Source organism: Kitasatospora sp. NE20-6 (assembly GCF_045862635.1).
In genome coordinates, this window is sequence record NZ_BPRL01000041.1 from 72,690 (window position 1) to 97,991 (window position 25,302).

Here is a 25,302-nt window from a genome sequence, read left to right on the forward strand (position 1 = left end):
GTGTGAGGGCCTGGTCAGGCCATGCCGGTGAGGGCGCGGTACAGCGGTTCGTACAGCTCCTGGACGAGGGACTTGTCGAGGTCCGCGGGTTCGACGGCGTCCTCGTCCGCGGCCTCGCCGAAGTAGGGAGCGAGGACGGCGCGCATGCTGGCCAACAGACTGGTGTCCGGGGTGTCCGCTGCCTGGAAGCCCGCTTCCCGGGGGGAGAAGGCGGCGTCGACGAAGACGACCCGGGCGGGCACTCCGCCGCGTACCAGTCGGCCGATGACCTGCCACATCACCACGAGTTGGTCCCAGGTGAAGGCGATCTTCTCGTCCTCGCGCAGGCTGGACCAGGCCATCCGTCGGGTCAGGTAGCGGGTCCACTGGCGGAAGGCGGTGCTGCGGAACGCGACGGCGGCCCGGTCGGGGCTGGCCGCGGCCAGCGCGGCCTGTCGGAAGGTGCCGTCGCGGTCTCGGAGCTGGCGCGTGGCCCAGTCGTTGATGGACTGGACGGCGAGAGAGATGTCGTCCGGTCGCGGGTGCGGCCGCGCGAGGAAGTACACGCTGCCGATCGCGGCCTTGCCCGAGCCGAGCACGATGTTGTGTCCGCGCTCCACCGCGAGCAGCGGAGCGACCAGGAGGTCTCCGCCGAACCGGGGGAAGGTCCGGACGTCGCCCCGGGGGAGGGTGCGGACTGTGGTGTCCTGCGGGAGCCTGGTCCAGGCGTGGTCGGCATCGGTGTCGTCGGAGACGAGCTGGGTGACACGGCCGCTCCACTCCGGGATCCGGTTGAGGAACTCCGCGGCGCGGCGCGCCTCGTCGTAACTGCCGACCAGAAGCAGGATCCGACGTCGCTCAGGGTCCTCGATCTCGGCCAGCTCGGTGTCCAGCATGCTGAGCGAACCGGGCAGACTGCGGTCGGGGACGGCGAGCTGTCGGAGCATCTCGAGCAGAGCCTGCGGACGCTCCTCGGGGTCACATCCGGACAGGCGCAGGGGCCTGGGGCGTTCTCCGCCCGGCCAGTGGAGGAACTCCTTGCGGAACTCGGTGCCCAGCACGGCTGCGACCTCCTCGTCCCGGGGCCGAAGGACTGCGCCGACCTCGGTATGCAGGTGGTAACGGCTGGAGGTACCGGCCCAGCTGGTCGCGGACATGAGAAGGACGTTGGGGCCGGGCCGGTCGTCCACGGCGCACAAGTCACCCAGACGTACCAGCAGTTCCCGACCAACCCCGTTGCAGTGGAAGAAGCGGAGCTCGCCGCTTCGGTCGCCGTCGCACTCGCGGTCGTCGAGGCGGAACTGGAAGCCGAGGACGTTGCCCATTGGAGATTCGGGAATGACCGCCTCGTAGTCCTTGGGCGGCCTGCGGGAGAGCACATTGGAGGCGTTCTCCAGGTGCAGCGCGGCCTCGACACGCGGCCAGAGCGTGGTCATGAAGTCGAGCCGACTGTGCAGGGCCGCGAGAATCAGCGTGAACTCGAAGCGCCGGGCCTGGACATCGATGCGGTCGAGTACTCCCGATCCGCGGCCGACGAGGTTCTCCAGGGTGTCGCGCAGCCGGTCGCGGGTTCGGGCCCCGTGCGGTGCGTGCAGCAGTTCCAGGGTGAGGTGCACCAGAGTGTTGACAATCGGTGTGACCTCATCGTCGCTGTCGGCTGGGTGCTCGTGTAGTGGGTCGTCCCGGAACTCATACAGTGCGCGGTCCAGGGCCTGGGCCTCCGGAAGTGGTTGCTGTCCCTTCTCCCGCCCGGGAAACCAGCTGTCGAGCAGCAGGTTGTGCAGTGTGAAGGCACTGAAGTAGTCGACGCTGATCCAGTTCCGCAGGCGCTCGTCCTTGACGAGGAGCGCGTAGAGCCGGTCGGTGGCGGCGCTGACCGTGTTGACCGCGTTGGTCCAGTCGTCGACGTCACGTGCCGAGAGCTGCAGTCGCCCGTCCCGGGCCATCTGCTGGAACTTGTGGACGGCGACCTCGTCGAACCACGAGTTGGGGGAGCGGCCGACCAGGGTGCTGGCCGGCGCGAACGCGGTGTCGAGCTGCATCTGGACCCGGTCGGCCTCGTCCACGATGACGAGGTCGCTCAGCCTGCAGGCGAGTTCGAGGTAACGCAGCTGCTCGTCGTGCTGATGCTGCGGGACCGAACTGTGTACCAGCCCGGCCGGGGTGGAGACCCAGATCTGGGCCTCGACCAGTTCACGGGCGCCGCGGTGGCGGGGGCAGCGGTCCCAGAGGGGGCAGAGGCGCCGCTGTGGCTTCGGCCGCTTGGCGGGGCGCGCGGCCGGGTCCTCCACGTCGAGCAACGGGTCGCCGACCGGTGTGTCGACCACGGTGAACAGCCCGGTGCAGGGGGCCTGCCGGATGCCGAGCGGTCGGCGTGCCTCCAGACCGCGCAGGACGTCCACCGGGCAGGCGCTGCTGAGGTAGGCGAAGCCCGGGTGGTCGTGCCCGAGCATGGTCTCGGCGCCCGCTGTCGCGGTACGGCGGTGCAGCCGGCTGATGTTGCGCTCACGGGTCGACTGGCCGAGGACCGGTGCGGCCCGCACTCCGAGCCGTTCGAACTGCGCGACCACCGCGAGGGTTTCGGCGACATCACTGACCACGATGGTGACCCGGCGGGCCGGTTCTCCGGTGACCACGTGGTAGGTCAGGATGTCGCGGACGGTAGACTTGCCAGCGCCGACCATCCCCACCAGGTGGAGCAGCCGGTCGATCCGTAGCTGCCCTTGTTCGGTGAACCGCCCGAGCTCCTCGTCCCGGACGAGCAGCCGGACGCGTTCGAGTCGGTCGCGCCACCTGTTCGGGGCGCCGTCGGGCGTGGTGGCCTCGGCGGCGTCCATCGCGTCGGCGGCCTTTTCCAGGTCCGTCCAGCTGGCCTCGATCGGCGCGCCACGCCCGCCGGGGAGTGCGTCGAGGTCATGTGCGAGCGGCCGGACGCCGGTGAGCAGATCGTCGGTGAGCACCACCGAGTGCATTCGGTCGTCCACCCGGAAGGTGTACTCGCCAGGTTCGGCGATCGGGGTGGTCCGGGTGGAGAAGTCGGGCGCTTGGCCGAGGACTTCCTCGAACACCTCGAACCGCCGGCTCGAGCGTGTCGGCTCGCGGCGACGCGGCACCGAGTCCGGTGCGTCCAGGTCGTAGCCGCGCAGCTGCTGGGGCACCTCCAGGTACGATGTGAGCGCCTCCAGCCAGGTGGTCCGCCGGCGCAGATCCCACAGCCGGTGGCGGGCACGCAGGAGGCGCAGCCGCTGGGATTCCGTGCGCACGTCGCCGAACACGTCGCTGTAGGGGTAGCCCCCGAGCAGCGGCCAGACATCGAGGGCGGTGCGGCCGGGTGTCGCGCTCTGCAGGAGGTAGAGGCCCAGCTCGACATCGAGGAGGTCGGTCGGCCGGAACTGGCCGAGGCTCTCCGGCCAGACCTCGCGGAGCTGCTGCGGCGAGCAGCGGTTGTGCCAGCCACGCCGGTCACGCATGGTCGTCTCCTTCGACGGGGGTGACCGCCCGCTCAGGGCGGATGGCGATCTCGTTGCCCACCAGGCGCAGGAAGGCCCGGTCGTCCAACATGTCGACGCGTTCGGCGAGGTCGACCGGAAGGTGGCGCCGGAACTGCCGCCCGTATGCCTCGTTCTCCTTGAAGCGGTAGTGCGGGACGACGAGGAAGGCCCGGTCGTACGGCGGGTCGCTGCGGAACGGCGTGAGGGTGCGGGCGAGTAGCACCGGGTTGACGCGGTCCTTGACGTCCACAGCCCAGTGCCGTCCGTCAGGCAACGGGACGCGCAGGTCGTAGGCGTCGAAGTTCGGCCACATCTCGGCCGTGATGCCGAAGAGGCGGTGAAGCGCGGCTTGAAGGTCGGTTTCGGCGAGGCCAGGGCTGGTGACGAACATCCTCAGCGGGCGGGAGAGCTGGAACAGACCACCGTTGTCGGCGCGGATCGGCTTGCCGTCTGCTCCGGTGCCGTCGCGGCGGCACCGGTCGAGCTCGCACCTGTGTCCGCCGTCGATCAGGGGGATCATGAGGCAACGACACCGTCCGCACTGCCGCCCTGCGCGGTCCGTCAGGTAGGACGCAGGTACCGGCTCGTAGCAGCGCTTCAGGACGGAGAGCAGGAGCATGCCGCATTCCGGGTCGCCGCCCAGCAGCGCGAGTTCGGCCCCGGTGAGGACCGGACTGGTGGTGAGCAGGCTCCGGAAGGCCGTGTACGCGCCGGGGTTGCGTGCCGCCCGGCACGTGGCGAGGGCTTCGTGGATCACCTCGTTCTCGAACATTTCGGCGGCCGGATCGGCCGCGCTCACCGTCCACTCGAGGCAGAGCTGGCTGGGCAGTCGGGTCTCCGGGTCGGAGAGGCGGTAGCCGGCATGCCGGGCATCTGTCGGCAGTTTCAGCGGCCAGTCGGACAGCGGGCGTTCGCGTGCCCACCGGGCCAGTTCGGGGACACTGCCCGGGGGCTCGACATCGTTGCGCAGACAGTGCAGGACCAGGCGGTTGTAGGAGTTCTGCACCCTGGCGGGATAGACCGGGTTCGGTACGGCGCGCAGACGGGACAGATCGACCAGGGCCGTGGCGATCTCCCGCAGCAGCGCCTCGTCGGTGCCGGCGGTGGTGTTGATGGTGTTCATGCGTTGCTCTCCCCGCTCGAGTCGGTCGTGGCGGCGCTGACGCACCACCGGGACACCGGGCACTGCCGGCAATGGCCGCCCGGCTGCGCCGGCCAGACACGGTCGTCCCGCCACGGGCCGGCGTAGCCACGCAGCACGGACCGTGCCTTGGCCAGCCGCTCGGGATCGGTGGGGTCGATCATGTGCGGGTCCGAGCCGTCCGGCCGCAGGATCTCCACCTCCACGCGTGACCCGGACGGGTCGCCGCCGAGCGCCCCCGAGGCGAGCAACGTGACGGCCAGGGCGAGCTGTGGGTAGAGGTCCAGGAGGTCCTCGCCGTGCCGCGGGTGCCGACGGGTGGTCTTGAGCTCCCGCCAGATCCAGGAGCCGTCCTCCCGGTACAGCAGGTCCGGCTTGCTGATGACCAAGGCATGGGCCGCCGTGTCGTGAATCGCCCGCAGGGCCTCGGAGTCGACTTCCTCGATCAGCCCGGAATCCTGGAAGGGGCAAGCGTCGACGTGGTGCAGCAGCATGGCGCGTCCGGCTGCTGCGTCCCCGTCGGAGACCTGCCACCGGCCGGTGGTCCAGTTGACGCCGAGCGGCGGCATGTCGGCGACCGAGCAGGCCGGGTGGCCGTGGCGCAGGTGGAGCCGGTCGAGCCAGTCGTGAACAGCCTGGCCCAGCTTGGCGGAGTCGGCGTACTCGTCCTCTTTCGGCAGGTGCAGGGCCCGCAGATACGACTGCGCCGGGCAGACGGCGTGGTAACGCAGGTCACTCACCGAGACCTTGCGCAGCGGTGCCGGGCGTGCGGAGAGACCGAGTACACCAGGGACGCGGGGGAGCGCGGCGCAGCCGGTGAACTGCTTGCACCCCACGCATGCCGACCCGGGCCGCGCTGCCCCGCCGCGTACGACCTTCTGGACCTGATGGGCGCCGTAGGTGTCGTAGTACGCCTTGGCATCCTCCGGACTGCCCTCGAACTGGACCGTCGACGATCCGTCGTCCAGGCCGACCTCCACGATCCGGATCCGATGGGGCGGGGACGGCACTCCGGTCAGGGCGAACGGCTGCTTCCACCGACGCGGCCAGGACGCCTCCGCCCCGAACGCCGCGGCGTAGGCGGCGATCGCGACCTCGCCGGGCGTCGACGACCGGGCACCGGTATGCCGAAGCCGCCGCAGCTCCCGGAGAGTGCCGTCCGCCGACCGGTACCGGCGCCACCAGGCATACAACTCCCACCGGAGTCCGTTGTCGCGGCGGACCACCCAGTAGTCCCGCACCGGAATGAGCTCACGTCCGACCTCACGGGCCAGGTACCGGACCACCGCGTGCTCGGTGTAGGAGCGGTGCCCGAAGTGCAGCGGCCGCTCGCGGCCGGCCAGCGCGGCGAGCGCTCGGTCGGGTGACACCCCGTCGAACTCGACCAGGTCGAGCACCTCGGTCACCGGCCCGAGAGTGAAGTCCTCCAAGGCCTCCTTGGGCAGGTGGGACGGCACCCGCGTCGTGACCGCCGGGCGGGCCTTGGCGGCGTCCCGGGCCGGACACGTGTGGTCCTCATCGCCCCCGGTCCCCGGGCTGATCCGCACATGCCGGTCATCGCCAGTCATCCACTGCGGCCTGCGCCAGCGCGCACTGTCGCCCATACCCTCCCCTTCCAGGACGGCGGCACCGAACCTCGCCGCCCTGGAACGAGGGGGTGCGCCGGGCCATGACCATAGCGCACATCTTTGGAAGTCTTTGGAGAGTTTCCTTGGAACAACTTGGTTGATCTTGGAAATCGATGGACGGTGCACTACGCTGCCGCCATGGCCGCATCAGTCGAGGAACTCGAGAAGCGCCTCACAGCCCTGCGCGCCCAATGGCGGGAATCGCGACGCGCCGGCGACAAGACGGTGAGTGCACGCATCCGCAAGGAACTGCGCGAGGTCGAGGAGGCCTGGGAAGCCGCGTTGGACGAAGAGGAGACGCAGGAGGGCGAGCCTGCAGTCGCCCCGCCCCGCCCGCCCGCGGAACAGCAGCAACCGATCGGACAGTCGAGCCACGGCGCGATCCCGGTGCGCGAGCAGGTCTACCAGTCGCTGACTGTCCTCGGCGCACCCGCCTCGCCCAAGCTCATCTCCGCGGTGTACGAGGCGTTCTTCTCCGAGCCGCTCGTCGCCACCAAACTCGCCTCGCTCCGCCGGGACGAAGAACGCTCCTTCACCGCGCAGGGCTACTCCCGCCCCTACTACATCTGCGCCGCGCTCAACCACGACCGCCTCACCGCGGCACGAGGTCTGCTTGCGGTGTCGGTCTGGCCGTTGGAGCGACGCCTCATCGCCTCGCTCAGCCCACGCGCGGACTTCCTCCGCCACGCGATCGGCGCCGCCGAGCAGATCCAACGACTCGGCGACGCCGGACACCCGCCCACCGACGCGGCCTGGCGACTGCTGCGCCGATTCGCCCTCACCATCCCTGGCGCCTACAGCGAGGACACCCGGCCGGACCCGGCCCGTGTTCTCTCCGCCGCGCACACCGAAGCCGCGGTGCACCAAGCCGAGGGCGACAGGGAGCGGACCGAGGCGGCCCGCCGCGCGCGTGAACAACTCAGTGACGTCCAACAGCTTTTCGGCGCACGTGAACTGCACAATGCCCTTCGCAGTGCTGGAGGCTTTTTGTAGTTGATCTCTGATGGTGGAGATCAGCAACGCCCCGAACCCTCCCAAAGACGAGACGATGCCCCCTCAGCAACTCGAACCTCCCGACCGGCTCTCCGAGCTGCGCGGCGGCCGGCCGCCTCAGCCGTACAGCGCCCGGAAGATCACCGCACTCACCGCGAATCCGGCCTGCTCGAGGCGGGCCGTCCTGGACGCCTCCGGGGTCGACAAGACCGCCCTGGCTCAGCGGATGGGCTACGAACCACGCTTCGGCCAGTCGCCGTTCGCCATCGCCCGCGAGGAGGCGTTCAAGGCCTTCGTGAAATGGGGGGCGTACGCGGAGCTGATCAGGCTGCTGCGTGATGAACTCGGCGTCCCCGTCGAGGAAGCCAAGCTGCAGGACCTCACAGACATCGGCGGCATCACCACGATCGCCGTGCGCGAGCGGGAGACCCGCAGCCTCATCGAGGCCATCGCAGCCGGTCATCAAGACCGGCTGATCCTCCAGAACCCCGTGCTGACCCTGGAGGTGGCCGGCCAGCTGGCCTACCTGGAACCCGACGCCCTGACGCACCGGATCGACGGGAAGTTCCACACCGTCGCGATCAGGTCCTTCCCCGCGATCGACGGCCAGGCCAACCCGACAGCGGTCGCCCAGACCGCGAAGCAGGCCGCCGTGTACGTCCTGGCACTGCGCCGCGCATTTGCCGCCGCGGGCATCGACACCGAGCAGATCGCCGACACATTCCTGCTGGTCTGCCCCAAGGACTTCTCCAACCGGCCGTACCTTCGCCAGATCGATCTCCGTCAGGAGCTCGACGCGCTCGCCTTCCAGCTGACCCGGCTCCGTCGCGCCGAGAGCCTGGTCCGGGACCTGCCGCACACGACTACGCTGGACATTGACCAGGACCCGGGTGAACTCCTGGAATCGGTCGGACGGCTACCTGCCTCCTATGTCCCCGACTGCCTCTCCTTCTGCGAGATGGCACGCTACTGTCGCGACGAGGCGGACGCCCAAGCGTCCCCGGCTCGGCTGGGCGGCGCCGTGCGGAACGACCTGCCCGGCATCGACTCCACCAGCACCGCCCTCGCCTACCTCGACAGGACCCTGCCGCAAGGCGAAGAGGCGGCAGAGACCGTCGAACTACTCCTGGCCGCCGAGCGCCTGCATCGCCTGCGCCGAGGAGATGTCGCATGAGCATGCTCACCACGGTCGCCACCCTGCGGGCGACCCAGACCGGCCGAGCCCAGCCACTGACCACCGTCAGGCACCAGCACCTTGACGCGAAGCCGTTCGTCCTGGTGCCGCTCACCCTCGCCGGAGAGGCCTGCGCACCACTGGCCGCCCTGGCCGGCACGGACCCGCAACATCCGACACTGCTGACCGTCCGTCAGCCACGCGACAGAACGATGAGGTTCCGCTTCGTCGAAGAGCTCGGCGCCCTACTTCTGCCATACATCGAAGACTGCCGCGCCGAGACCGAAACCTACACAGCCGGCCGGGGCAAGGAAACAGAGGAACGGGAACGCGCGCTGCACGCACCCCAGCTCCTCGTCCCGAACGGCGAGGGAATCGCCTACCTCCGCCTGCTCGGCCGACTCACCCGGCTGCGCGCAACCGAAGGCCCGCACGCCGTGCACCCCGACGTGCCAACGCTCGGCAAATGGCTGACCTGGTTCGCCGACCAGGCGGAATTCCCCGGATCCAGCACCACACTCGCCGCGACCCGCGTCCTCACCGCCCATTGGGCAACCGGCCAGAGCTCCGCCGAGGACTCCCACCTGGCGGCCGTGGTGGCCTGGATCGACCCGCCCGGGGGCCGCAGCGGTGCGGACGCCGCACGCGAGACCGAGGACCCGCTGGTGTGCCCGCCCGCCGGCCCCGCCACGGACCCGGGCTTCGACGGCATCCTCCACGACCTGTTCGCCCGCTACGCGGAGACCGAAGGGAGAGTCAGAGAACGAGTCGGCGAGCGGATCGACCAAGCACTGCAGGGACAGCTCCGGCCGACCTGGGACCTGATCTGGCGCGGAGCCGGCCTCGCGCGCTCCTTGCCCGAGGGCGAGCACGTCGCCGCACGACGGACCTTCGACCGCCAACTGTTCACCGACTACGCGGCCTACCTCGACGAACACGGCCATCCGCAGGGCAGACGCGACCGTGCCGTGGGCGCGGCACGTCGTCTGGCGCAGCTCGAGAAGGCGGTCGCCCGGTACGAAGCCGAACGAGCCTACGACGACCCCCTGGTGATGGCGCAGTACGAGCTGACAGGTGAGGCCTTCAGCGGGACAGTCGTCGCCCGCGAGGAAAACCACTTCGTCCCCGGGGCAAGGTCCCCCCGCTGGCGACCGACCATCACCGTCCACACCGACCGCCCGACGGGCCTGAGCACGAGAACCAAGGTGACCTCCCCGGCGCGACCCGGCCAATCCGCCGAGATCATCGAGGTGACCCCGCACGACGGAACCGACCTGGTAGTGCTCCAGCTCAAGGGCGGCTTCGCGAGGAAACAGAAGCCGCCCGCGCCACCCGGCACTCTCGCAGAAGTAGGAGAGCCGGTCACCTACACGGTGCTCGACCTCAGCACCGTCATGGCGAAGCTGCCCGCTGAGGAAGACACCCCGTGGACCCACGGGGGCCCGCGCAAACCCTACGAACCGACCGATGAGGACGCCGAGGAGGAATGGGAGTGAACAGCACCATGTCCACGACGCCGGTCCCGGCCCAGCGCACCCCTGCCGACAACGCCGTGAACCCGGCGGACCGCGCTGACCGCGCGGTCGCCGCGATCCTGTCGGACCTCGACACCGCCACCGGCCGCGGGGTCGTCGTCGATTCCCCGCCCGGCGCCGGCAAATCCACTCTTGTGAAGCGCGCTACCGGCCACCTCACCGAGGCCAGCCACCACGTAATGATCGTGGCGCAGACCAACGAGCAGGTCGACGACCTGGTCGACAACATCGCCCAGGAATACCCGAATCTGGCGATCGGCCGCCTCCACAAGTCCGACTTCATCCTGCCACCGCGCGTCGCCCGACACCCGAACGTCAGCGCGGGCGACAAGATCGAAACCTTGCGGGACCTGCCCGTCGTGGTATCCACAGCCGCCAAGTGGGCCTACGTCGACGTGGAGAAGTCCGGGACCTGGCGATGGGCCATCGTCGACGAGGCATACCAGATGCGCTCCGACGCCCTGCTCGCGACGGGCCCGCTCTTCGACGCGCCCGAATCCCAGGTGCTATTCGTCGGCGACCCGGGCCAGCTCGACCCCTTCGCCGCCATCGACACCGACCGCTGGCACGGGCTCAGCTGGGATCCACTGCGGAACGCGGTGGACGTCACCCTCGCCCACGAAAGGAGCCTGCTCCGGCACCAGCTACCCATCTCGTGGAGGCTGCCGGAGATGGCCGCACCCTTGGTGGCGCAGGCATTCTACCCGTACTACCCGTTCGAGTCGGGCACCACAGCGGCCGAACGCGTGCTGACCTACGGAAGTGTGCCCCACCGGCCGACGTCGGAAGACCCGGTGCTTGCCCAAGCCGCTGTCACTGGCTGGGGCTACCTGGAACTTCCCGGCCGACACACCCTCGACCACGACCCTCAGACCGCCGAGGCACTCGCCACGACGGCGTCCCGGCTGCTCGAACGCGGCGCGATGGTCAACGGCGAGCCGCTGACCGAGTCCCGAATCGCGATTGGCGCGGCTCGGACGACCCAAGTGAACGCGGTACGTGCCCGGCTGGCCGATCGCGGCCTCACCCGGATCACCGTGGACACTGCCAACCGACTCCAGGGACGGGAGTTCGACGTCACCCTTGTCTGGCACCCACTCTCCGGCCGGGCGGACGCCTCCGCGTTCCACATGGAGACCGGACGCCTGTGTGTCCTGCTCTCCCGACACCGGTTCGCCTGCATCGTGGTGGCCCGGGCCGGCATCACCGATCTGCTCGACCGGCATCCTCGTAGCAGCCCCGTGCACCTGGATGTCCAGCCCAAGTTCCCGGACGGCTGGCGAGCTCACCAAGTAGTAATGGCGCAGCTGGAGCACAACGAACATCGAGCCACGGTGCATTAGCACTTCGCTCTGTCCCCACGAGATCTGCACCCGGACGAACGCTCCCGGAGCCTGGCGGAGTCCGAGCGCAGCTGAACACCCTTCTCCACATTAGGCCATGAGACATGTCAGTCGTACGGAAACTGAATTCATCAACGGTCACCGCGATGAAGGGACACGACATGGTCGACAATGTCACCAGCATCGAGCAGCGAGCCTCCGAAACCCGTATGCCCTCGACGGAGCCGCACGACTGCGAGCGGATCAACGACGACGCCTGGGTGCTGCCGGTAGAGGTCCTTCTGGACCTTCTGAACGCCACCGCTCGCGAAGCGGAGATGCCGTGCGACGCGCTCGGCGCGACGCTCGGCGATCCGTCGAGCGGCCTGCGCATCTACGTCCAGCCCGGCCAGAGCGACCACGATCTTTCACGACTTATCCGCAAGCTCATCGGGCACTACCTCGGGAAGCCCGGCACGGGCCTGTGTGTCGCGCCGGCGTTCGAGTCCGACGGCGAGTTCGAAATCATCAGCGTCCCCGGAAAGCGTGCAGCCACAACGGAGGGCGCGGCTGTCGATGCAGCCCTGCACACTGCACCGGACATCGCGTCGCTCTACGAGGGAAGCCGCTGGGCCCCGCTGGACGGCCGGCGAACCGACGGGGAGGTGATCGACGCGTTGAAGGCGATCACCGTTGACCGCCATCATGGTCTGGCCGAGGACCTGCCCGAGGAGGCTCCCGAATTGCCCGAGGGCATCGGCGCCGCGGTCGGCTTCGGCTACGACAAGGACGGCGAGCGCTGTCCGCTCGTCTTCGTCGACCCGAACCTGCCGAGTGGGCTGCGCGCGGATCTGTGGGGCTTCTGCGTTGCGCTCGCCTCCGGAGGAGACCTCGGTGGCGCGGAGCCGAACGTGGACGGCATCTTCTTCGTCGGGACTCAGCGTTTTCCCGTGAGCGGGCCCGGGGCCGGGTTGCTGGCAGCCCTGACGCTGCAGAGGCTGGGCCGGCGTCCGGGCGACTGCGGGTTCCAGCTGGCGAGCGAACCGGCGATGTCGTCGGAGCAGCTGCCGGATGCAGCCTGACGGCCACCGCAGCCTGAACGCCGGGGCCTCATGGCACCGGTGCTCCACAGAGAACGGGTACCAGTAGCCGTCTCCGGTGCCCATCTCGTGGCGCTCCTGGGAGATCCACCCTCCTCCGCGCCTCCGTGAGGTCCGCGTGGCGGCCCGAGACCTGCCGAGGAATTTGGCTAGTGCGCCTGGCAGTTGGGTGATCTCCCGGCGCATCGCCGGTGCCAGCGGTTACCGTACGGATCATGGGCGGGCTCGGGTGGGGAGCTCGAACGGAGGGTGCGCGCCTCTGAAAGGTCAGAGGGGCGTGCCACCGTGGAGCGGGGTGCCGACGAGGGAAGGGGAAGTGGCCTGGATGGCAGAGCGCGAGGGTCCGAGCGATACGGCGTTGTCATCATTCGACCTCGACTCGCTTGCGGTGGGAGACCGGCTCAGACTCTTCAACTTCACCCAGCGCGACGATTCGACGGCCTACCTGTGGGTCTTGAGGACGATGAACGTCCTTCGTGCGGTCCACCAGGTACAGGTCCACACCGCTGATGTGGCCCGAGCGCTGACCGAACTCGGCGAGGCGCACGCCGATGTGCCGGCCCCGGGCGATCTGAACCTGCGGAACATGCTGGATGTTCTGTCGGGAGAGCAGGACCGGGGACGAGAAGGCGGCAAGGTCCTTCACCGGGTCGAGGACGCATCCCGCGCCGGAACGCTTGCCGCGTACCGCAACCGGCAGTCGGTCTACCAGTTCACGGAGATCGGATACCGGGCCTACACGGCTGTGGAGGCAGTGATCGGGGCCCGAGTGGAGGACGCCAACCTCTCGCGGCTCGTCTTCGCCGACATCCTCGCCGACCTGACGGCCCTGGCGGCGGCGAACCGCAGCGCGGACCGGGAGGAGATCTACCGCAAGCTCTCCCGACTGGACGCGGTCCTGGAGGACATGACCCAGCGCTCCGCTCGGTTCTACCTCACGCTGAACGACGTGGCCCGCACCACCGACATCTCGCCGGAGACGTTCCTGCGCCACAAGCACACCCTTCTCGCTCACATGAGCGACTTCTCGGCGGAGCTCGAGCGCTACACCCCGCGCCTTGTCGACGCGGTCCGCGAGGTCGAGGACAGCGGTGTCGAAACGATGCTCGACCGCGTCGCCGACGTCGACGGACGGCCCATGATGAGCGTGGCTGCCCGCAGGGAAGACTGGCGACGACGCTGGACGGGGCTGCGTCAGTGGTTCGTCGCCGAGTATCCCGTCGAACCGAAGGCCGTCCAGCTGCAGAGCGCCACCCGCGACGCGATCTCGGGCGTCATCGCGCTCCTGCGGCAGGTCACCGAGTCCCGGCGCACTGGCGTCAGCCGCACCACCCAGCTTCGCCACCTCGCGGCCTGGGTCGCCGGAGCCCCGGACCAGCAGGCAGCGAACGCTCTGATGGCCGCGGCATTCGACCTGCGCTCCGTGCGTCACCTGGCCGGCGCCCACGACGATGACGACCAGATCTCCAGCCGCTCCACCTGGTGGGACGCTCCCGGTGTCGAGATCAGCGTCAGCCTGTTCAAGCACGGCAAGCGCCCCGCCCCGGGCGGGCCGCAACCGGTGCGCACCAGTCGAGGAACCCGCGCACCGCTGCGGCAGAAGCATCTCCAGAGCCGCGCCGCGGAGAGAGCCGCCGCGAGCGGGCTGCTCGAGCACGGCGCCCACGACAGGATCCTGGACGAAGCCGAGACACGGGCGGTCCTGAAGCTGCTGACCCGTGCCCTGGAGAGCCGCACCGTGGTCGCCGGCCGACTTCATCCATCCACCGGAGCCAGCGATGTCATGATGCTGCGCCTGATCCCCGACCAAAGGGGCAGTCGACTGCGGACCGTCAACGGAACGCTGCACCTCCCCGGGTTCCACCTGGAGATCACCTCGGCCCGCCGAAGCACCCGCACCCGGGAGCCCAGCTGATGACAGCACACCGTGTGGCCGCGACCGTCGAGACGGCCCAGCTCGGCTCCTACCAGCAGGCAGCGCGTCTGATGCTGCTGCACAGCATCGTCACTGACAGCTATCCGCGAAAGGGCGCGCTGGCCTCCGTGCTTCCCTGGGCCGACGGGCTGGCGAAGGACTTCCGCTCCCTGCTGGGCTACACCCTGCACACCACCTCGTACCACGCCCGCCTCACCCGCCGCCTCGACAGCCTCGACGGCAGCCAGGACTTTACCGCCGCAGGCAGCGGCAAGCGGCCGTTCGACCGGCGCCGCCTTGCCTACCTCTGCCTGGTCCTCGCCTGCCTGCACCGCTCGCGTATCGAGATCAGCCTCGCCGATCTTGTGCGGGAACTCACCCCGTACGCCAACGCCATCGAGTATCTGGGCTTCGACCCGACCGTCCCGGGACACAAGGACGCCGTCGTCGACGTCATCGACTGGCTCGTCCACCGGGGGGCCCTGCGCCTGTCCGACGGCTCCACCCAGCACTGGGCCCGCGACCACGAACGAGGTGACGCGCTCTACGACATCGACCAGAGCCTTTGCGTGGCGCTGTTCAAGCCTGGCAAGCCCCTTCAGCACCTCACCAGTGTGGCCGGCCTCCTTGAATCAGCGCCGACCGGTACCGGCCGCGACGCCCGCCGACGCTATGCCGCCCAGCGCGCCCGCCGGGCCGTCATCGAGCACCCGGTGGTCTACTACGCCGACACCGACCCCGAGACGGCCAGCGCCCTGCGACAGCCCGCACTCGTGGAGGACCTCACACGGTTCACCGGCCTGAAGATCGAACGCCGTGCCGAAGGCATCATGCTGGTCGACACCACCGGACACTTCACCGACAAGCGCTTCCCAGGCCGCGGCGGCGCGATCAACCGCACCGCAGGCCTGCTCCTCGCCAAGATCGCCGACCTGCAAGAAGACCCTACTCAAGCGGGCAGGCTCAGCCGGCTTCCCACGCTCGACCCAGTCGACCAACACCACGCCCTCATCGCCCACATCGACGTCGCCCTGCCACACACAGCCACCCTGGCCACCCTGGCCGACGAACTACCCGCCCCCGGACAACACCCACCCGCAGCCGTCCACGTCGACGGACCGCAGCAGCCCCACCCGCCAGCGACCGCCACACTCATCGAACACGCCCGGCTGGACGAGATGATCGCCGAACTCTACGAGGAGTTCGGTCCAGCCTCCTTCACCAATAAGTGGCAGGCCGACCCCGCCGGCCTCCTCGGCGAAGCGCTCACACTCCTCACGGATCTGCGCCTGGTCCACCGCGTCCCCGGCGGAATCCTCATCCGCCCGGCCGCCGGCCGTTACCGCAACATCACCGCAGCCCTCCCCAGCCCGAGCGTCGACGGCCAGTTCGCCTTCGACTTCAGCGCACCCGAGGACGTCACCCGATGACCACTCCCACCAGCGGCGAGACCACCATCCGCTTCAAGCCGTCCCGCGCCGGCATCATCGGCCTGTGGGACTACGACGACGAGGAGTTCGTTTTCGCCGACGGCCGCCTGGTACTGCGCGGCCACAACGGATCCGGCAAGACCAAGGCCCTCGAAGTCCTCTTCCCCCTCGTCCTCGACGGCAGCATCGACGCCCGCCGCCTCGACCCGTTCAGCGGCGAAGAACGCACCATGAAGTCCAACCTGCTCTACCGCGGCCAGGAGTCCAACTTCGGCTACGTCTGGATGGAATTCACCCGCTCCACCCCCGGAGGCCGACTCCTCGAAGCCGTCACCATCGGCATCGGCCTCCTCGCCCACAAGGCGAAAGAACGCCCCGGCCGCGTCTTCTTCGTCACCGACGGCCGCGTCGGCGTCGACTTCGGCCTCCTCACCGCCGACTCCCGCCCGCTCCGCAAGACGGAGCTGGAAAAGCTCATCGGCAAGGACGCCCTCCACGCCACCAGCACCGCCTACCGAGACGCCATCGACGAGCGCCTGTTCGGACTCGGCCGCGAACGCTACGCCCAGCTCATCAACCTCCTCCTGCAGCTGCGCCGCCCACTGCTCGCCAAAGACCTGGACCCCGATAAACTCTCCGCCACCCTCACCGCCGGCCTGCGCCCGCTCGATGAACACCTGATCAAGCAGGCTGCCGGCGACTTCGAGAACCTCGCCGAGATCCAGGACGTCCTCGACGCACTGATCGGCGCAGACACGGCCGTCCAGGACTTCCTGCGCGAGTACACCGCCTACATGCGCGTCCACGCCCGTCATCGGGTCGACCAGGTCGCCGAGCGGCTCCTCGCCACGGCCGGGCACTGCCAGAAGATCACCGAGGCCGCCCAGCAGCGACAGGACGCCACTGCGGCCCTGGCAAAGGCGAAGGCCGCACGGAACAGGGCAGCGGAGCAGGAGAAGAAGACCCAGGCCCGATTGGACGGCCTCAAGAACCACGAGGCGATCAAGGGCGAACGGGACCTCGACGAGCTACGGGCCCGCGTCGGTGCGGAAGGCCGCACCATCCGCGACACCGAGACCACCCTCACGCGGGCCCAGGAGCACGTGGCAAAGCTCGGGGAGGAAGCCGACCGTCTCGCCGAGAGGCTGACCACAACGGAGAAGTCCGCAGAGCGGCACGTCGCCGCGCTGCTCGAACACGCCCGCCACGCGGGCATCCGGATCGACGACGACCCGCTCGACTTGGCAAAGGACGTCAAGACCCAAGCCGCCGCGCGAGCCACGACCCGGCGCCACGACATCCACGTCGTCCAAGGCCACCTGAACCGCTACCAGGACGCGGCCGGTGCGCAGAAGACCGCCCAAGGCGCTGTCGACAAGGCCGAGGCCGAGGTTGCCGAGCGCGACCTTGAAAGCGACCGAGCGGCCCGAACGCTGGCCGACACTCGAGTGCAGGCCGCCACGGAGCTGGCAGCGTTCACCAACCGTTGGACCGGAAGCGACCCCCACGCCGTTCTCGGACCGGACGGCGCCGCCCTGCTCGCCCAGGCCCTGGCAACGGCAGACGACCCTGGCGCAACCTCCCTGCAGGAGGCATTCCACAACGCCACCGACGAGCGCCGCACCCAGGCCCGCCGGCACCATGACGCACTCCAACTCCAGCACGCCGAGATCAGCACCACGCTGGAGACGACACGGGCCGAGCGCGCGAGCGTGGCCGCGCAGCGCGACGACGCCCCGCCGTCCAGCGACCTGCGCCCCGCCGACCGAACCGACCGCCCCGGCGCGCCGCTGTGGCAGCTCGTCCGCTTCGCCGAGCACCTGAGCCCCGAGCACACGGCCGCTCTCGAGGGCGCCCTGTACGGCGCGGGCCTGCTCACGGCGTGGGTACACCCGCACCCCAGCGCCACACACCGGGCCGTTGCCGACCAGGAGGCCGACGGCTTCCTGCACCCGCTTCCCCCCGAGCAACGCCCGGCCGGCCGCACCCTCGCCGGCGTCCTCGTCCCCGAGGAGCAGGAACATGTCGAGGCGCAGGCCATCAGCGCCGTCCTCGCCTCCATCGCCCTCACCGACGACCTCGCCACCCCAGGCCCGCACACCGACCAGGACCCCGGTGCAATCGTCAGCACCCGCGGTCAGTTCTCCCTCGGGGTCCACCGCGGCGCCCACCCCAAGCACCAGCCCGAGTACATCGGAGCGACAGCACGGGCCGCCCGCCGCCGCGAGCGGCTCAACGCCTACGACGCCGCCATCGCCGGCCTCGAAAGCACCCTGGAGACCTTGACCGCCGACCTCCAGCACGCGGCCGGAAACCTCGCGGCCTTCGCGACCGCCCGCGCCCAACTGCCGAGCACCACCGGCATCGTCACCGCAGCCCAACAGGTGGTCATCGCCGCCAACAAGGCGACCGACGCCCGAGGCCGGCTCACCACCGCCGGCAAGGCACTCGACAACGCAATCGCGGAAGCCCACGAGCGCAAGCGCCAACTCCACAAGAGCGCAGCAGCCCTGAAGCTTCCCGCCGACACCGAAGGCCTCAAGGCCGTCGACCTCGCCCTTCGCGACCTCACCACCGCCGCAGCCGCCCTGGAGACAACCAGGAGCACCATCACCGACCTGCGCAAAGACCTCACCGACCGACGCAACACCGTCGACGAGCAGACCGCCGCCTGCCAGGAACAGGCCGAGGCCCTGGAAGAACGACGTATCGACCACACGGCGCTCGCCGAGCGCCTCCAGAAACAGGAAGAGACCCTCGGCGCACCGCTGCGCCGGATCCACGAAGAAATCAACACCCTGAAGCGGCAGCACGAGGACGCTCAGAACGCCTACCGACAAGCCGACAAGGACCACTCAGCCCAGCAGCTCGCACTCGCCGGCGCCGACAAGGCCCTCCAGTACCTCCACGAGGCCCTCGCCGAACAACTGCGCACGGCAGCCGCCCTCCAGCCGTACAGCAGGCCCGACCTGCTCCGCATCCTGGGGGCGAACACCGTCAGCAACTGGACTCCCACCGAGCTATGGCCGACAGCCGGTCAGGCCGCAGAGGATCTTATGGTGCGGCTCACCGCCCCGAGCACCGACCTCAAACCCGAAGCCGGAGCCCGCGGCGCCCTCCCCGATGCCACGTGCGCCCTCTATGACGCCCTCGACGAGGCCACCCGCGGCCGGACAGCCACCGACAGCGCCCTCAAGAGCACCGCCAGCAAACTGTCCACTGCCCTCAGCACACTCGAGAACGCCCTGGCATCCTCCGACCAGGGATACCACTTCGAATGGGAACCCGACGGCGACATCATTCTCGCCCGCGTTCGCGACAACGACGGTCCCGCGCCCGTCGTTGACTTCGCCGTCCGCCTGGCCGAGCAAGTGGCCGACCAGAAGGTACTCCTGGAAGAACGTGAGCGAACCGTGCTTGAGGACACCCTCCTCACCGGCCTCGCCCAACAAGTCCACTCCCGGACCATCGAAGCACGCGACCTCGTCAGGGACATGGACGCCGACACCCGGGCCAAACCCATGTCCTCCGGAGCCAGGGTCGGAATCCGCTGGGTCCAGTCGGACAACCTGACCGACTCCCAGCGCGCCGTCAACAAGCTCCTCGAGAAGGACGCCAGGGCACTGGGGCCCGCAGGGCTCGCCGAACTCCGCTCCCACCTGCGCAGCCAGATCCGGGCCGCACAAGCCCGCGACCGCCGCAAGACCTACCAGCAGATCATCTCCCAGGTCCTCGACTACCGATCCTGGCGCCGGTTCGAGCTGCTCCTGTCCCGCCCTGGAGGAAAGGAAGAGAAGCTCACCCGCTCCAAGCACAGCCAAATGTCCGGCGGTGAGAAGTCCGCCTCCATCCACCTGCCGCTCTTCGCCGCCGCCAACGCCCAGTACGGCTCAGCCCACCCCACATGCCCGCGCCTGATCGCGCTGGACGAGGCATTCGCCGGAATCGACGAGCGCTACCGCCCCGACCTCCTCGCCCTGACCGTCAAGTTCGACCTCGACCTCTTCATGACCGGCCACGACCTGTGGATCACCTACCCGTCGGTCCCGCGCATCTCGCACTACGACATGCTCCACGACGAAGCCACCCACACCGTCTCCGCCATGCTCATGCTCTGGGACGGCGAACAGATCCACGACGACCTCGGCTACCCGGGCTCCGACGAACTGGCCGCAGACATCCTCGGGTTCACACCTCGCCGCCACACGCCCGTCAGTGACGGCCTCCTCACCGACATCAACCCCGACACCGACCTCGACGACCTCACCGAAGGACAGGACGACGAGGAATGATGACACCGGCAGACCCGCAGGACCTCTACGGCGGCCCCGAGTACCAGCGGCTGCTGGCGGCAGCGCGCCGCTCTCTCGAACGCACCGGTGGTCGGCTCGACGGCTCGGTGAGCATCACAGCCCCCACCGATGCCGAACGCGAGGCACTAATCGGCATCACGGGCAGCTACCGGCCACCGGGCATCGCCAGGATCACGGTGAAGCTCACCGACCTCGAAGCGGCCATCCAGGCTGCCACCGGCGCCCCACTGGCCGCCCTCCTCATCCGGTTCGGAGGACCACTCGTCGATCGCCCGGGACAGAAGCAAGCACAGGGTCGGGCGCGAGCAGAACTGGCCGCCGCCGCCGAAGCCAGCCCGCTCCACGAACAGCACTCGTGGTACCGAAGCTGGCTCACCGTGATCACAGCAGACGGCACCCTCACCAGCCTCGTCAACAAGAACGACGGAGCCGCGCTGACCCGCGCCATCCGCGTCCTCGAGCACCTGCACATGCGCCCAGGCAACGCGCCACCGCTCATGCTCCCAGTCCTTGCCGAAGCAACCACCGGTGACACCAAAGCCCTCAACCACGGCAGCGGTGCTCTCCTGACCCTGGTCCTCCGCGCCCTGGCTATCGCGGAGGACACCACCCTCGCGAGCGGCGCCGAGGCGCGCCGCGACCTCTGGGACGCCTTCGACGTGATCGTTGACGACCTCGCCAGCCGCGTTCTGGTGCTCAACCTGCCCGCTGACGGCGAAGGCCTGGGCGAATGGCTCACGGGCGCGGCCCGCCACGGCACACCCTTCCATATCTCCCTCCATCAGCTCGTCACCCTGCCGATCTCCGTCAACCAGCCGATCGTCTACGCATGCGAGAACCCCGCCGTCCTACGACGGGCCGCCGGAGAACTCGGCCCGACGAGCCCACCGCTTGTCTGCACCGAAGGGCGACCCTCAACCGCGTTCCACCGCCTCGCCCGTGCAATCAGCCGAGGTGGGGGAACGCTCTGCTACCACGGTGACTTCGACTGGCCCGGCATCGACATGACCAACCAGCTCATCAACCGCTACCGGGCCCGCCCCTGGCGCATGACCGCCAGCGACTATCTGGCCGGCGCCTCTGACACCGGCGAGGACGACCGCATTTCGCTCAGCGGCAAGCCCCATCCGACCCCATGGGATCCGCAGCTCGCCGAGGCCATGCAACGCACCAACCAGACCCTCTACGAAGAAGCCGTCGCAGACAACCTGCTTGACGATCTGACCCAAGATCCTTCCTGGTAAGAACGCGCCAGTCAGTTGTGCCCCTTGGGAGGACGGTGCCAAGAAGCGGCTGAACCGCATGCACGATGCTGTCGGCGGGTCACCGCCGCGGTCGCGGCGCTGGTGGACCGACTGGCCGGCATGGCGATGACAGTCCGCATGTTCATCCCCGGCGAGGACCACACGGAACAGCTGAACCACGTTGCCCAGGCCATGAAAGACCTCCGCTCGGAGAAGCGGCGCGGCCTGTACGACTACCCCGGTGGCGACGACGAGTACTCCGAAGCCCTCGAAGTCCTCGTCGACGAACGCCGACGCCTCGCCGCCCTGCCGCAGCGACCCGCCGCCTGGGTCGACGTCGAAACCGGCGAAACCTTCGCCGATGCCTGGACCCAAGCCGACCAGGAAAGCCGCCGCCAGCTGTTGATCGGCCTCAAGGCCCGCCGCTACATGGCGCCCGCCATCGAAGGCTGGTACCTCCCCACTGAACTTGATGCAAGAGTACGGCTCGTTGTCGGCGGTGGGTCGGAGGATGATGCGGTAGGGGAGTGGAGACAGGGGCATGACGTCACGATCGAGTGGGGCCACATAGGCCAGAAGACCTTCGACCCGGGTGGTGGAGGCGCTCCTCTTTCGGACCAGGTGAGACCCAGCGACCCCGATCTACGCAGTGCACCGGAGGAAAGCTCAGGCGGCGACCAGCTCCATCCGTAGGTCCTCGGGGAAGAGAAAGCTGAGGGAGTTCCGGCAGATGTAGGCCCTCACCTTGGACTTCAGGAGGAGCTGCCGCTGGCCAGCGATATCGCTACTGGCCCACTCCGAAGCGAAGGTCGACGCTGTGGGGAGCGATGTCCTTGGGCTCACGCGTGCCGCTTGCGCCGCGGTCTTGCGGCGTTCTGCCAGCCCGTTGATACGGCGAAGATACTCCTCCCTTCCGCCCTCGTACTCGTAGAGGCCAATGTTCTTCTCAGCCCGGATATCCTTCATCGCCCTGGATATCGATTCGACCGTCTCGCCGTTGTTCAGAGGAGCATCGGATGGTACCGGCTCGACGACCTGTACCGTCGAGAACAAATGGGTAACAATGGCGTTGAACTGCTCCTCGACAAAGTCCATGGGGGCTGCAGTGTTACACCGCTTCGCGGAACTGCCAGCGGTGACGCCACACCGGTAATACCCGTACTCGGTTCCTCCCACCCGGTTTATCCAGCGGTAAGCCACATGTCCACACTTGGCGCAGAAGACCGAGCCGAGATACGGATAGGACTCGTTCACCCGCTTCTTTCGAGTGGGGCGCGCCGCCCCGAGAACCGCTTGAAGGAGCTGCCATTCATCTGGAGTGAGGATCGCGTCGGCGGCCCGAACGGGATCTCCATGTGCATCGTAGACAATCCTGTGGAAGCCGGTGGACCCGCCGGTCATCTTGAGGCCGAGGCACGCAGGGGAGGTGAGGATCTTCCCAATCGACGCGGGGTTCCATCGGGCCGGGGTGACAGGCAGGCCGTTCTGTAGCCGGATCCAGTTCCGCGGTGTCGGCACTTCTTGCTGGCTCAGCCTGCGGGCTATCTCGCTCTGTGACACCCCGGTGATGGCCCAGCAGTACATCTCCCGGACGATGCCGGACGTCACCGGGTCGATCTCAAGAACCTTCCCGCCCCCGTCCAGCGGGACGACCCGGTACCCGTAGGGCGGTCGGCCGCCGGCCCAGCGACGTGTTCCCTTGAGGAAGCGGTGGGCGTCCGCGACGCGTGCGGAGATCTTCCTTGCCTCCATGCGGGCGAATACGGAAGCCATATAGGCCATCGCCTCTCCGAGATCGCTGGAGAGGTCGAATGTGTCATCGACGAAAATGAGGTTCTTGCGATGCTCATCGCACCAACGAATCATGTCGGAAAGGTCGGCCGGACTTCGGACGATTCGATCCAGTTTCCAGAAGATCATGACGTCGAACTCGTGGCGGCGATTCTTCATCCAATCGCCCAGCTGCGGCCGATCGATCGGCCGGAACTTCGTGGCAGAGACGTCCAGATCCTCGGCGTAACCGACGATTTGGTAGTCCTTCATCTGGGCCATAAGCCGGCCCTTTTCGCGCTGGCGCGCCGGCGACGTACTTTCATCGGTGGCTACCGATAGCCGAACTCCTATCAGGGCGCGCTTACGCGGTTCCATGCTGCATTCCACCCATGCGAACGACTGAGATGCGCACCGATCGGTGGCACATGCCGAGTGTTCGCGGCGGATGGCTCGATGTATCGAGCCGATCTTGTGCTATGGGAGTCGCCGCTGCCTGGCCTGAATTTGTGAACACTCAGCGCAGCGCGGTGCTTCAATTCTCGGAGCCGGAGGGTCCGCCACCGCGGCGGCCGACATGCTGGTCGGTGTCCCAAACTTTCGGACGCCGGAAGGTCGACTGCCCGTCCCCGCTCGCGGAGCACGTTGGATGAAATGATGACCGGCCACACCTGCTTCTTCCGCACTTCGACCGCCCCGTCGATGCGTTCGATCGCCCGCCGGACCGGCTGCTGGCACGACCGGTCGCGGCCAACACCCAAGCCCGGCGCTTGTCCACGTCCATCCGCGAGTGCCAGGCAGTCACCGCGGCCTGTCCGGCGTAGCAAACGTCGAGGACGAACAGGGTCATCGGCCGGTGCCGGCCAGGGTGGTCTTCGATCAGATCGATCCACTCGCCCACCGGCCGGCCCAGGCGATTCCCGTCGCTGCCCAGGATGTACAGCTTCTCGCTGCTGCCTGCGGCCAGCTCCCCATGCCCGACGATGTGAACGATCAGCACGTCGGCGTCCTCGGCCTCGACCGCGGCTTCCACCAGCTTCCCGTAGCCGGCCAGTCCCTCCGGTACCGCTGTCGGGCGCAGCGTCGTGTACCGGAACTCCTCCAGGATCTTTGCGACCCTGTCGGCATGGACGGGGGCTTCTTCCAGAACGTCCAGGCCGAACCGCGGCGAGTCACCGTCCTCGGTACGCGTCAGCGCGATCCCCAGCGACAGCACCACGTGCCGCGGCCCGCCCGCCCCTCTTGGCTGCCCCACGTTCGACGCCACCACTCCCCGCCCCCGGCTCCCTGGTAACTCGATCAGCAACGCGGTTCGACGATAGACACTGCGCGCCTCTGTAGTGGTCAGATCACCGAGATCGGGAAGCGACCGTCCGCTCACACTGCCTGTCACGTCAGTGTGTACGTACGCATGCTGACGTGATAGGCACCCAACGAGTCGGACAGGCAACCACACCGGAGGACTCCCACACATCTCGGCTCCGACGTATGGGTCTCAACAGTTTCAAACCAGGGACAGTTACCTCGCCTGGTACGCCCGCAGCCGGCGCAACAGCGCCCTTACCTACCTCACCGGCACCGACCACCTCACCCAGCCCGGCACCGACCGCACCCACACCCAGGCGCTCCGGCACATCCACCTCGCCGCCCTCCGCTTCGACTTCCGGTGCCGCAGCATCCAGCAGCTGCTCAACCAGGCCCCGGTGAGCGAGCGCGCCCGCTGGGATCCGTACACCCGCGCCCTTGCAGCGTTCGCCCTCCTCGGAAGCTCCGCCCCCGGTGCCCTCGACGCCATGGACCGCAGCCTCGCCGAGTCCGGCGACAACCTCCAGGTCTGCCACGCCCTGCTCCACGGCCTCTGGCTCGGAGACGGGCTGCCCGACCAGGCCGAGCGGATCTTGGAGCTGGCCGCGTGGCCCGCCTTCGACGACGGCGATCCGATCATGCTCTTCCGCACCGCCACCGCCTGGCGGCGCCTCGGGCGCCGAGCCGAAGCCCTCGCGGCGATCGGCAGCGCCTTCGAAGCCCTCGACCCGAACCAGCCTGACGTTCACGCTGACTTCGTCCGTGAACGCGCTCTGATCACCTCGCTGACCCAAGAACCGCAGCACGACCGCGGACACTGACCCCGCCCGGCTCCGCCCCTCTTGCGCGGAGTCGCTACCCCTGACGGAGAGGACCACCATCGAACAGCCGAACCCCCAGGATCGTCAGCCCGCCGCCCCCACGCGATTCTGGCCGGAGGTGAGGAAGGTCGGACGCACCAG

16 protein-coding genes are annotated in these 25,302 nt (G+C 68.6%); 11 read left to right on the forward strand and 5 right to left on the reverse strand.

Annotation, left to right across the window (positions count from 1 at the left end; translation table 11 throughout):
* Positions 1-14: 14 nt before the first annotated feature.
* From SNE206_RS26115 to SNE206_RS26125, 3 genes are read right to left on the reverse strand one after another with little or no spacing between them, the layout of a single operon-like run.
* Positions 15-3,449 (reverse strand): signal recognition particle, encoded by a 3,435-nt coding sequence (locus SNE206_RS26115; protein ID WP_407915936.1) that lies wholly within the window; start codon positions 3,447-3,449, stop codon positions 15-17.
* The gene (locus tag SNE206_RS26120; RefSeq protein ID WP_407915937.1) at positions 3,442-4,593 is read right to left on the reverse strand and encodes a hypothetical protein; all 1,152 of its coding nucleotides are present in this window, start codon (positions 4,591-4,593) and stop codon (positions 3,442-3,444) included. Before SNE206_RS26120 ends, SNE206_RS26115 begins: the two co-directional genes overlap by 8 nt.
* Positions 4,590-6,041 (reverse strand): PD-(D/E)XK nuclease family protein, encoded by a 1,452-nt coding sequence (locus tag SNE206_RS26125; RefSeq protein WP_407915938.1) that lies wholly within the window; start codon positions 6,039-6,041, stop codon positions 4,590-4,592. Before SNE206_RS26125 ends, SNE206_RS26120 begins: the two co-directional genes overlap by 4 nt.
* A gap of 336 nt (positions 6,042-6,377) precedes the next feature.
* Here SNE206_RS26125 and SNE206_RS26130 point away from each other — a divergent pair, with 336 nt between their 5' ends.
* From SNE206_RS26130 to SNE206_RS26175, 10 genes are all read left to right on the forward strand, one after another.
* On the forward strand, positions 6,378-7,232 hold the full coding sequence (locus SNE206_RS26130; protein WP_407915939.1) for a hypothetical protein: 855 nt from the start codon (positions 6,378-6,380) through the stop codon (positions 7,230-7,232).
* 10 nt (positions 7,233-7,242) lie between these two features.
* Positions 7,243-8,406: a hypothetical protein gene (locus tag SNE206_RS26135; protein ID WP_407915940.1), complete on the forward strand. Its 1,164-nt coding sequence runs from the start codon at positions 7,243-7,245 to the stop codon at positions 8,404-8,406.
* The gene (locus SNE206_RS26140; RefSeq protein ID WP_407915941.1) at positions 8,403-9,902 is read left to right on the forward strand and encodes a hypothetical protein; all 1,500 of its coding nucleotides are present in this window, start codon (positions 8,403-8,405) and stop codon (positions 9,900-9,902) included. Before SNE206_RS26135 ends, SNE206_RS26140 begins: the two co-directional genes overlap by 4 nt.
* An 8-nt stretch (positions 9,903-9,910) precedes the next feature.
* Positions 9,911-11,284 carry an AAA family ATPase gene (locus SNE206_RS26145; RefSeq protein ID WP_407915960.1) on the forward strand — a complete coding sequence of 458 codons (1,374 nt, stop codon included), beginning with the start codon at positions 9,911-9,913 and terminating at the stop codon, positions 11,282-11,284.
* Positions 11,285-11,430: 146 nt separating this feature from the next.
* Positions 11,431-12,345 carry a hypothetical protein gene (locus tag SNE206_RS26150; protein ID WP_407915942.1) on the forward strand — a complete coding sequence of 305 codons (915 nt, stop codon included), beginning with the start codon at positions 11,431-11,433 and terminating at the stop codon, positions 12,343-12,345.
* A 343-nt stretch (positions 12,346-12,688) separates the two neighbouring features.
* Positions 12,689-14,278 carry a TIGR02677 family protein gene (locus tag SNE206_RS26155; protein ID WP_407915943.1) on the forward strand — a complete coding sequence of 530 codons (1,590 nt, stop codon included), beginning with the start codon at positions 12,689-12,691 and terminating at the stop codon, positions 14,276-14,278.
* Positions 14,278-15,708 (forward strand): DUF2398 family protein, encoded by a 1,431-nt coding sequence (locus tag SNE206_RS26160; protein ID WP_407915944.1) that lies wholly within the window; start codon positions 14,278-14,280, stop codon positions 15,706-15,708. Before SNE206_RS26155 ends, SNE206_RS26160 begins: the two co-directional genes overlap by 1 nt.
* Positions 15,705-20,000 carry a TIGR02680 family protein gene (locus tag SNE206_RS26165; RefSeq protein ID WP_407915945.1) on the forward strand — a complete coding sequence of 1,432 codons (4,296 nt, stop codon included), beginning with the start codon at positions 15,705-15,707 and terminating at the stop codon, positions 19,998-20,000. Before SNE206_RS26160 ends, SNE206_RS26165 begins: the two co-directional genes overlap by 4 nt.
* Positions 19,997-21,265, forward strand: coding sequence for a TIGR02679 family protein (locus SNE206_RS26170; protein WP_407915946.1), 1,269 nt, complete (start codon positions 19,997-19,999; stop codon positions 21,263-21,265). The genes SNE206_RS26165 and SNE206_RS26170 overlap by 4 nt, the downstream gene beginning before the upstream one ends.
* Positions 21,266-21,385: 120 nt before the next feature.
* Positions 21,386-21,958, forward strand: coding sequence for a hypothetical protein (locus tag SNE206_RS26175; RefSeq protein ID WP_407915947.1), 573 nt, complete (start codon positions 21,386-21,388; stop codon positions 21,956-21,958).
* Here SNE206_RS26175 and SNE206_RS26180 read toward each other — a convergent pair.
* Both SNE206_RS26180 and SNE206_RS26185 read right to left on the reverse strand, forming a co-directional pair.
* Entirely contained in the window at positions 21,932-23,413 is a 1,482-nt protein-coding gene (locus SNE206_RS26180; RefSeq protein WP_407915948.1) for a recombinase family protein, read from the reverse strand. The two genes, SNE206_RS26175 and SNE206_RS26180, sit on opposite strands and share 27 nt — an antisense overlap.
* Positions 23,414-23,570: 157 nt before the next feature.
* The gene (locus tag SNE206_RS26185) at positions 23,571-24,254 is read right to left on the reverse strand and encodes a hypothetical protein (protein ID WP_407915949.1); all 684 of its coding nucleotides are present in this window, start codon (positions 24,252-24,254) and stop codon (positions 23,571-23,573) included.
* A gap of 484 nt (positions 24,255-24,738) precedes the next feature.
* Here SNE206_RS26185 and SNE206_RS26190 point away from each other — a divergent pair, with 484 nt between their 5' ends.
* Positions 24,739-25,161: a hypothetical protein gene (locus tag SNE206_RS26190; protein WP_407915950.1), complete on the forward strand. Its 423-nt coding sequence runs from the start codon at positions 24,739-24,741 to the stop codon at positions 25,159-25,161.
* The last annotated feature ends 141 nt before the right edge of the window (positions 25,162-25,302 follow it).

Coding starts and splice junctions, on each gene's coding strand:
- SNE206_RS26115 (WP_407915936.1), bottom strand. CDS start 3,449: ATGCGTGACCGGCGTGGCTGGCACAACCGCTGCTCGCCGCAGCAGCTC.
- SNE206_RS26120 (WP_407915937.1), bottom strand. CDS start 4,593: ATGAACACCATCAACACCACCGCCGGCACCGACGAGGCGCTGCTGCGG.
- SNE206_RS26130 (WP_407915939.1), top strand. CDS start 6,378: ATGGCCGCATCAGTCGAGGAACTCGAGAAGCGCCTCACAGCCCTGCGC.
- SNE206_RS26135 (WP_407915940.1), top strand. CDS start 7,243: ATGGTGGAGATCAGCAACGCCCCGAACCCTCCCAAAGACGAGACGATG.
- SNE206_RS26140 (WP_407915941.1), top strand. CDS start 8,403: ATGAGCATGCTCACCACGGTCGCCACCCTGCGGGCGACCCAGACCGGC.
- SNE206_RS26145 (WP_407915960.1), top strand. CDS start 9,911: ATGTCCACGACGCCGGTCCCGGCCCAGCGCACCCCTGCCGACAACGCC.
- SNE206_RS26150 (WP_407915942.1), top strand. CDS start 11,431: ATGAAGGGACACGACATGGTCGACAATGTCACCAGCATCGAGCAGCGA.
- SNE206_RS26155 (WP_407915943.1), top strand. CDS start 12,689: ATGGCAGAGCGCGAGGGTCCGAGCGATACGGCGTTGTCATCATTCGAC.
- SNE206_RS26160 (WP_407915944.1), top strand. CDS start 14,278: ATGACAGCACACCGTGTGGCCGCGACCGTCGAGACGGCCCAGCTCGGC.
- SNE206_RS26165 (WP_407915945.1), top strand. CDS start 15,705: ATGACCACTCCCACCAGCGGCGAGACCACCATCCGCTTCAAGCCGTCC.
- SNE206_RS26170 (WP_407915946.1), top strand. CDS start 19,997: ATGATGACACCGGCAGACCCGCAGGACCTCTACGGCGGCCCCGAGTAC.
- SNE206_RS26175 (WP_407915947.1), top strand. CDS start 21,386: ATGGCGATGACAGTCCGCATGTTCATCCCCGGCGAGGACCACACGGAA.
- SNE206_RS26180 (WP_407915948.1), bottom strand. CDS start 23,413: ATGGAACCGCGTAAGCGCGCCCTGATAGGAGTTCGGCTATCGGTAGCC.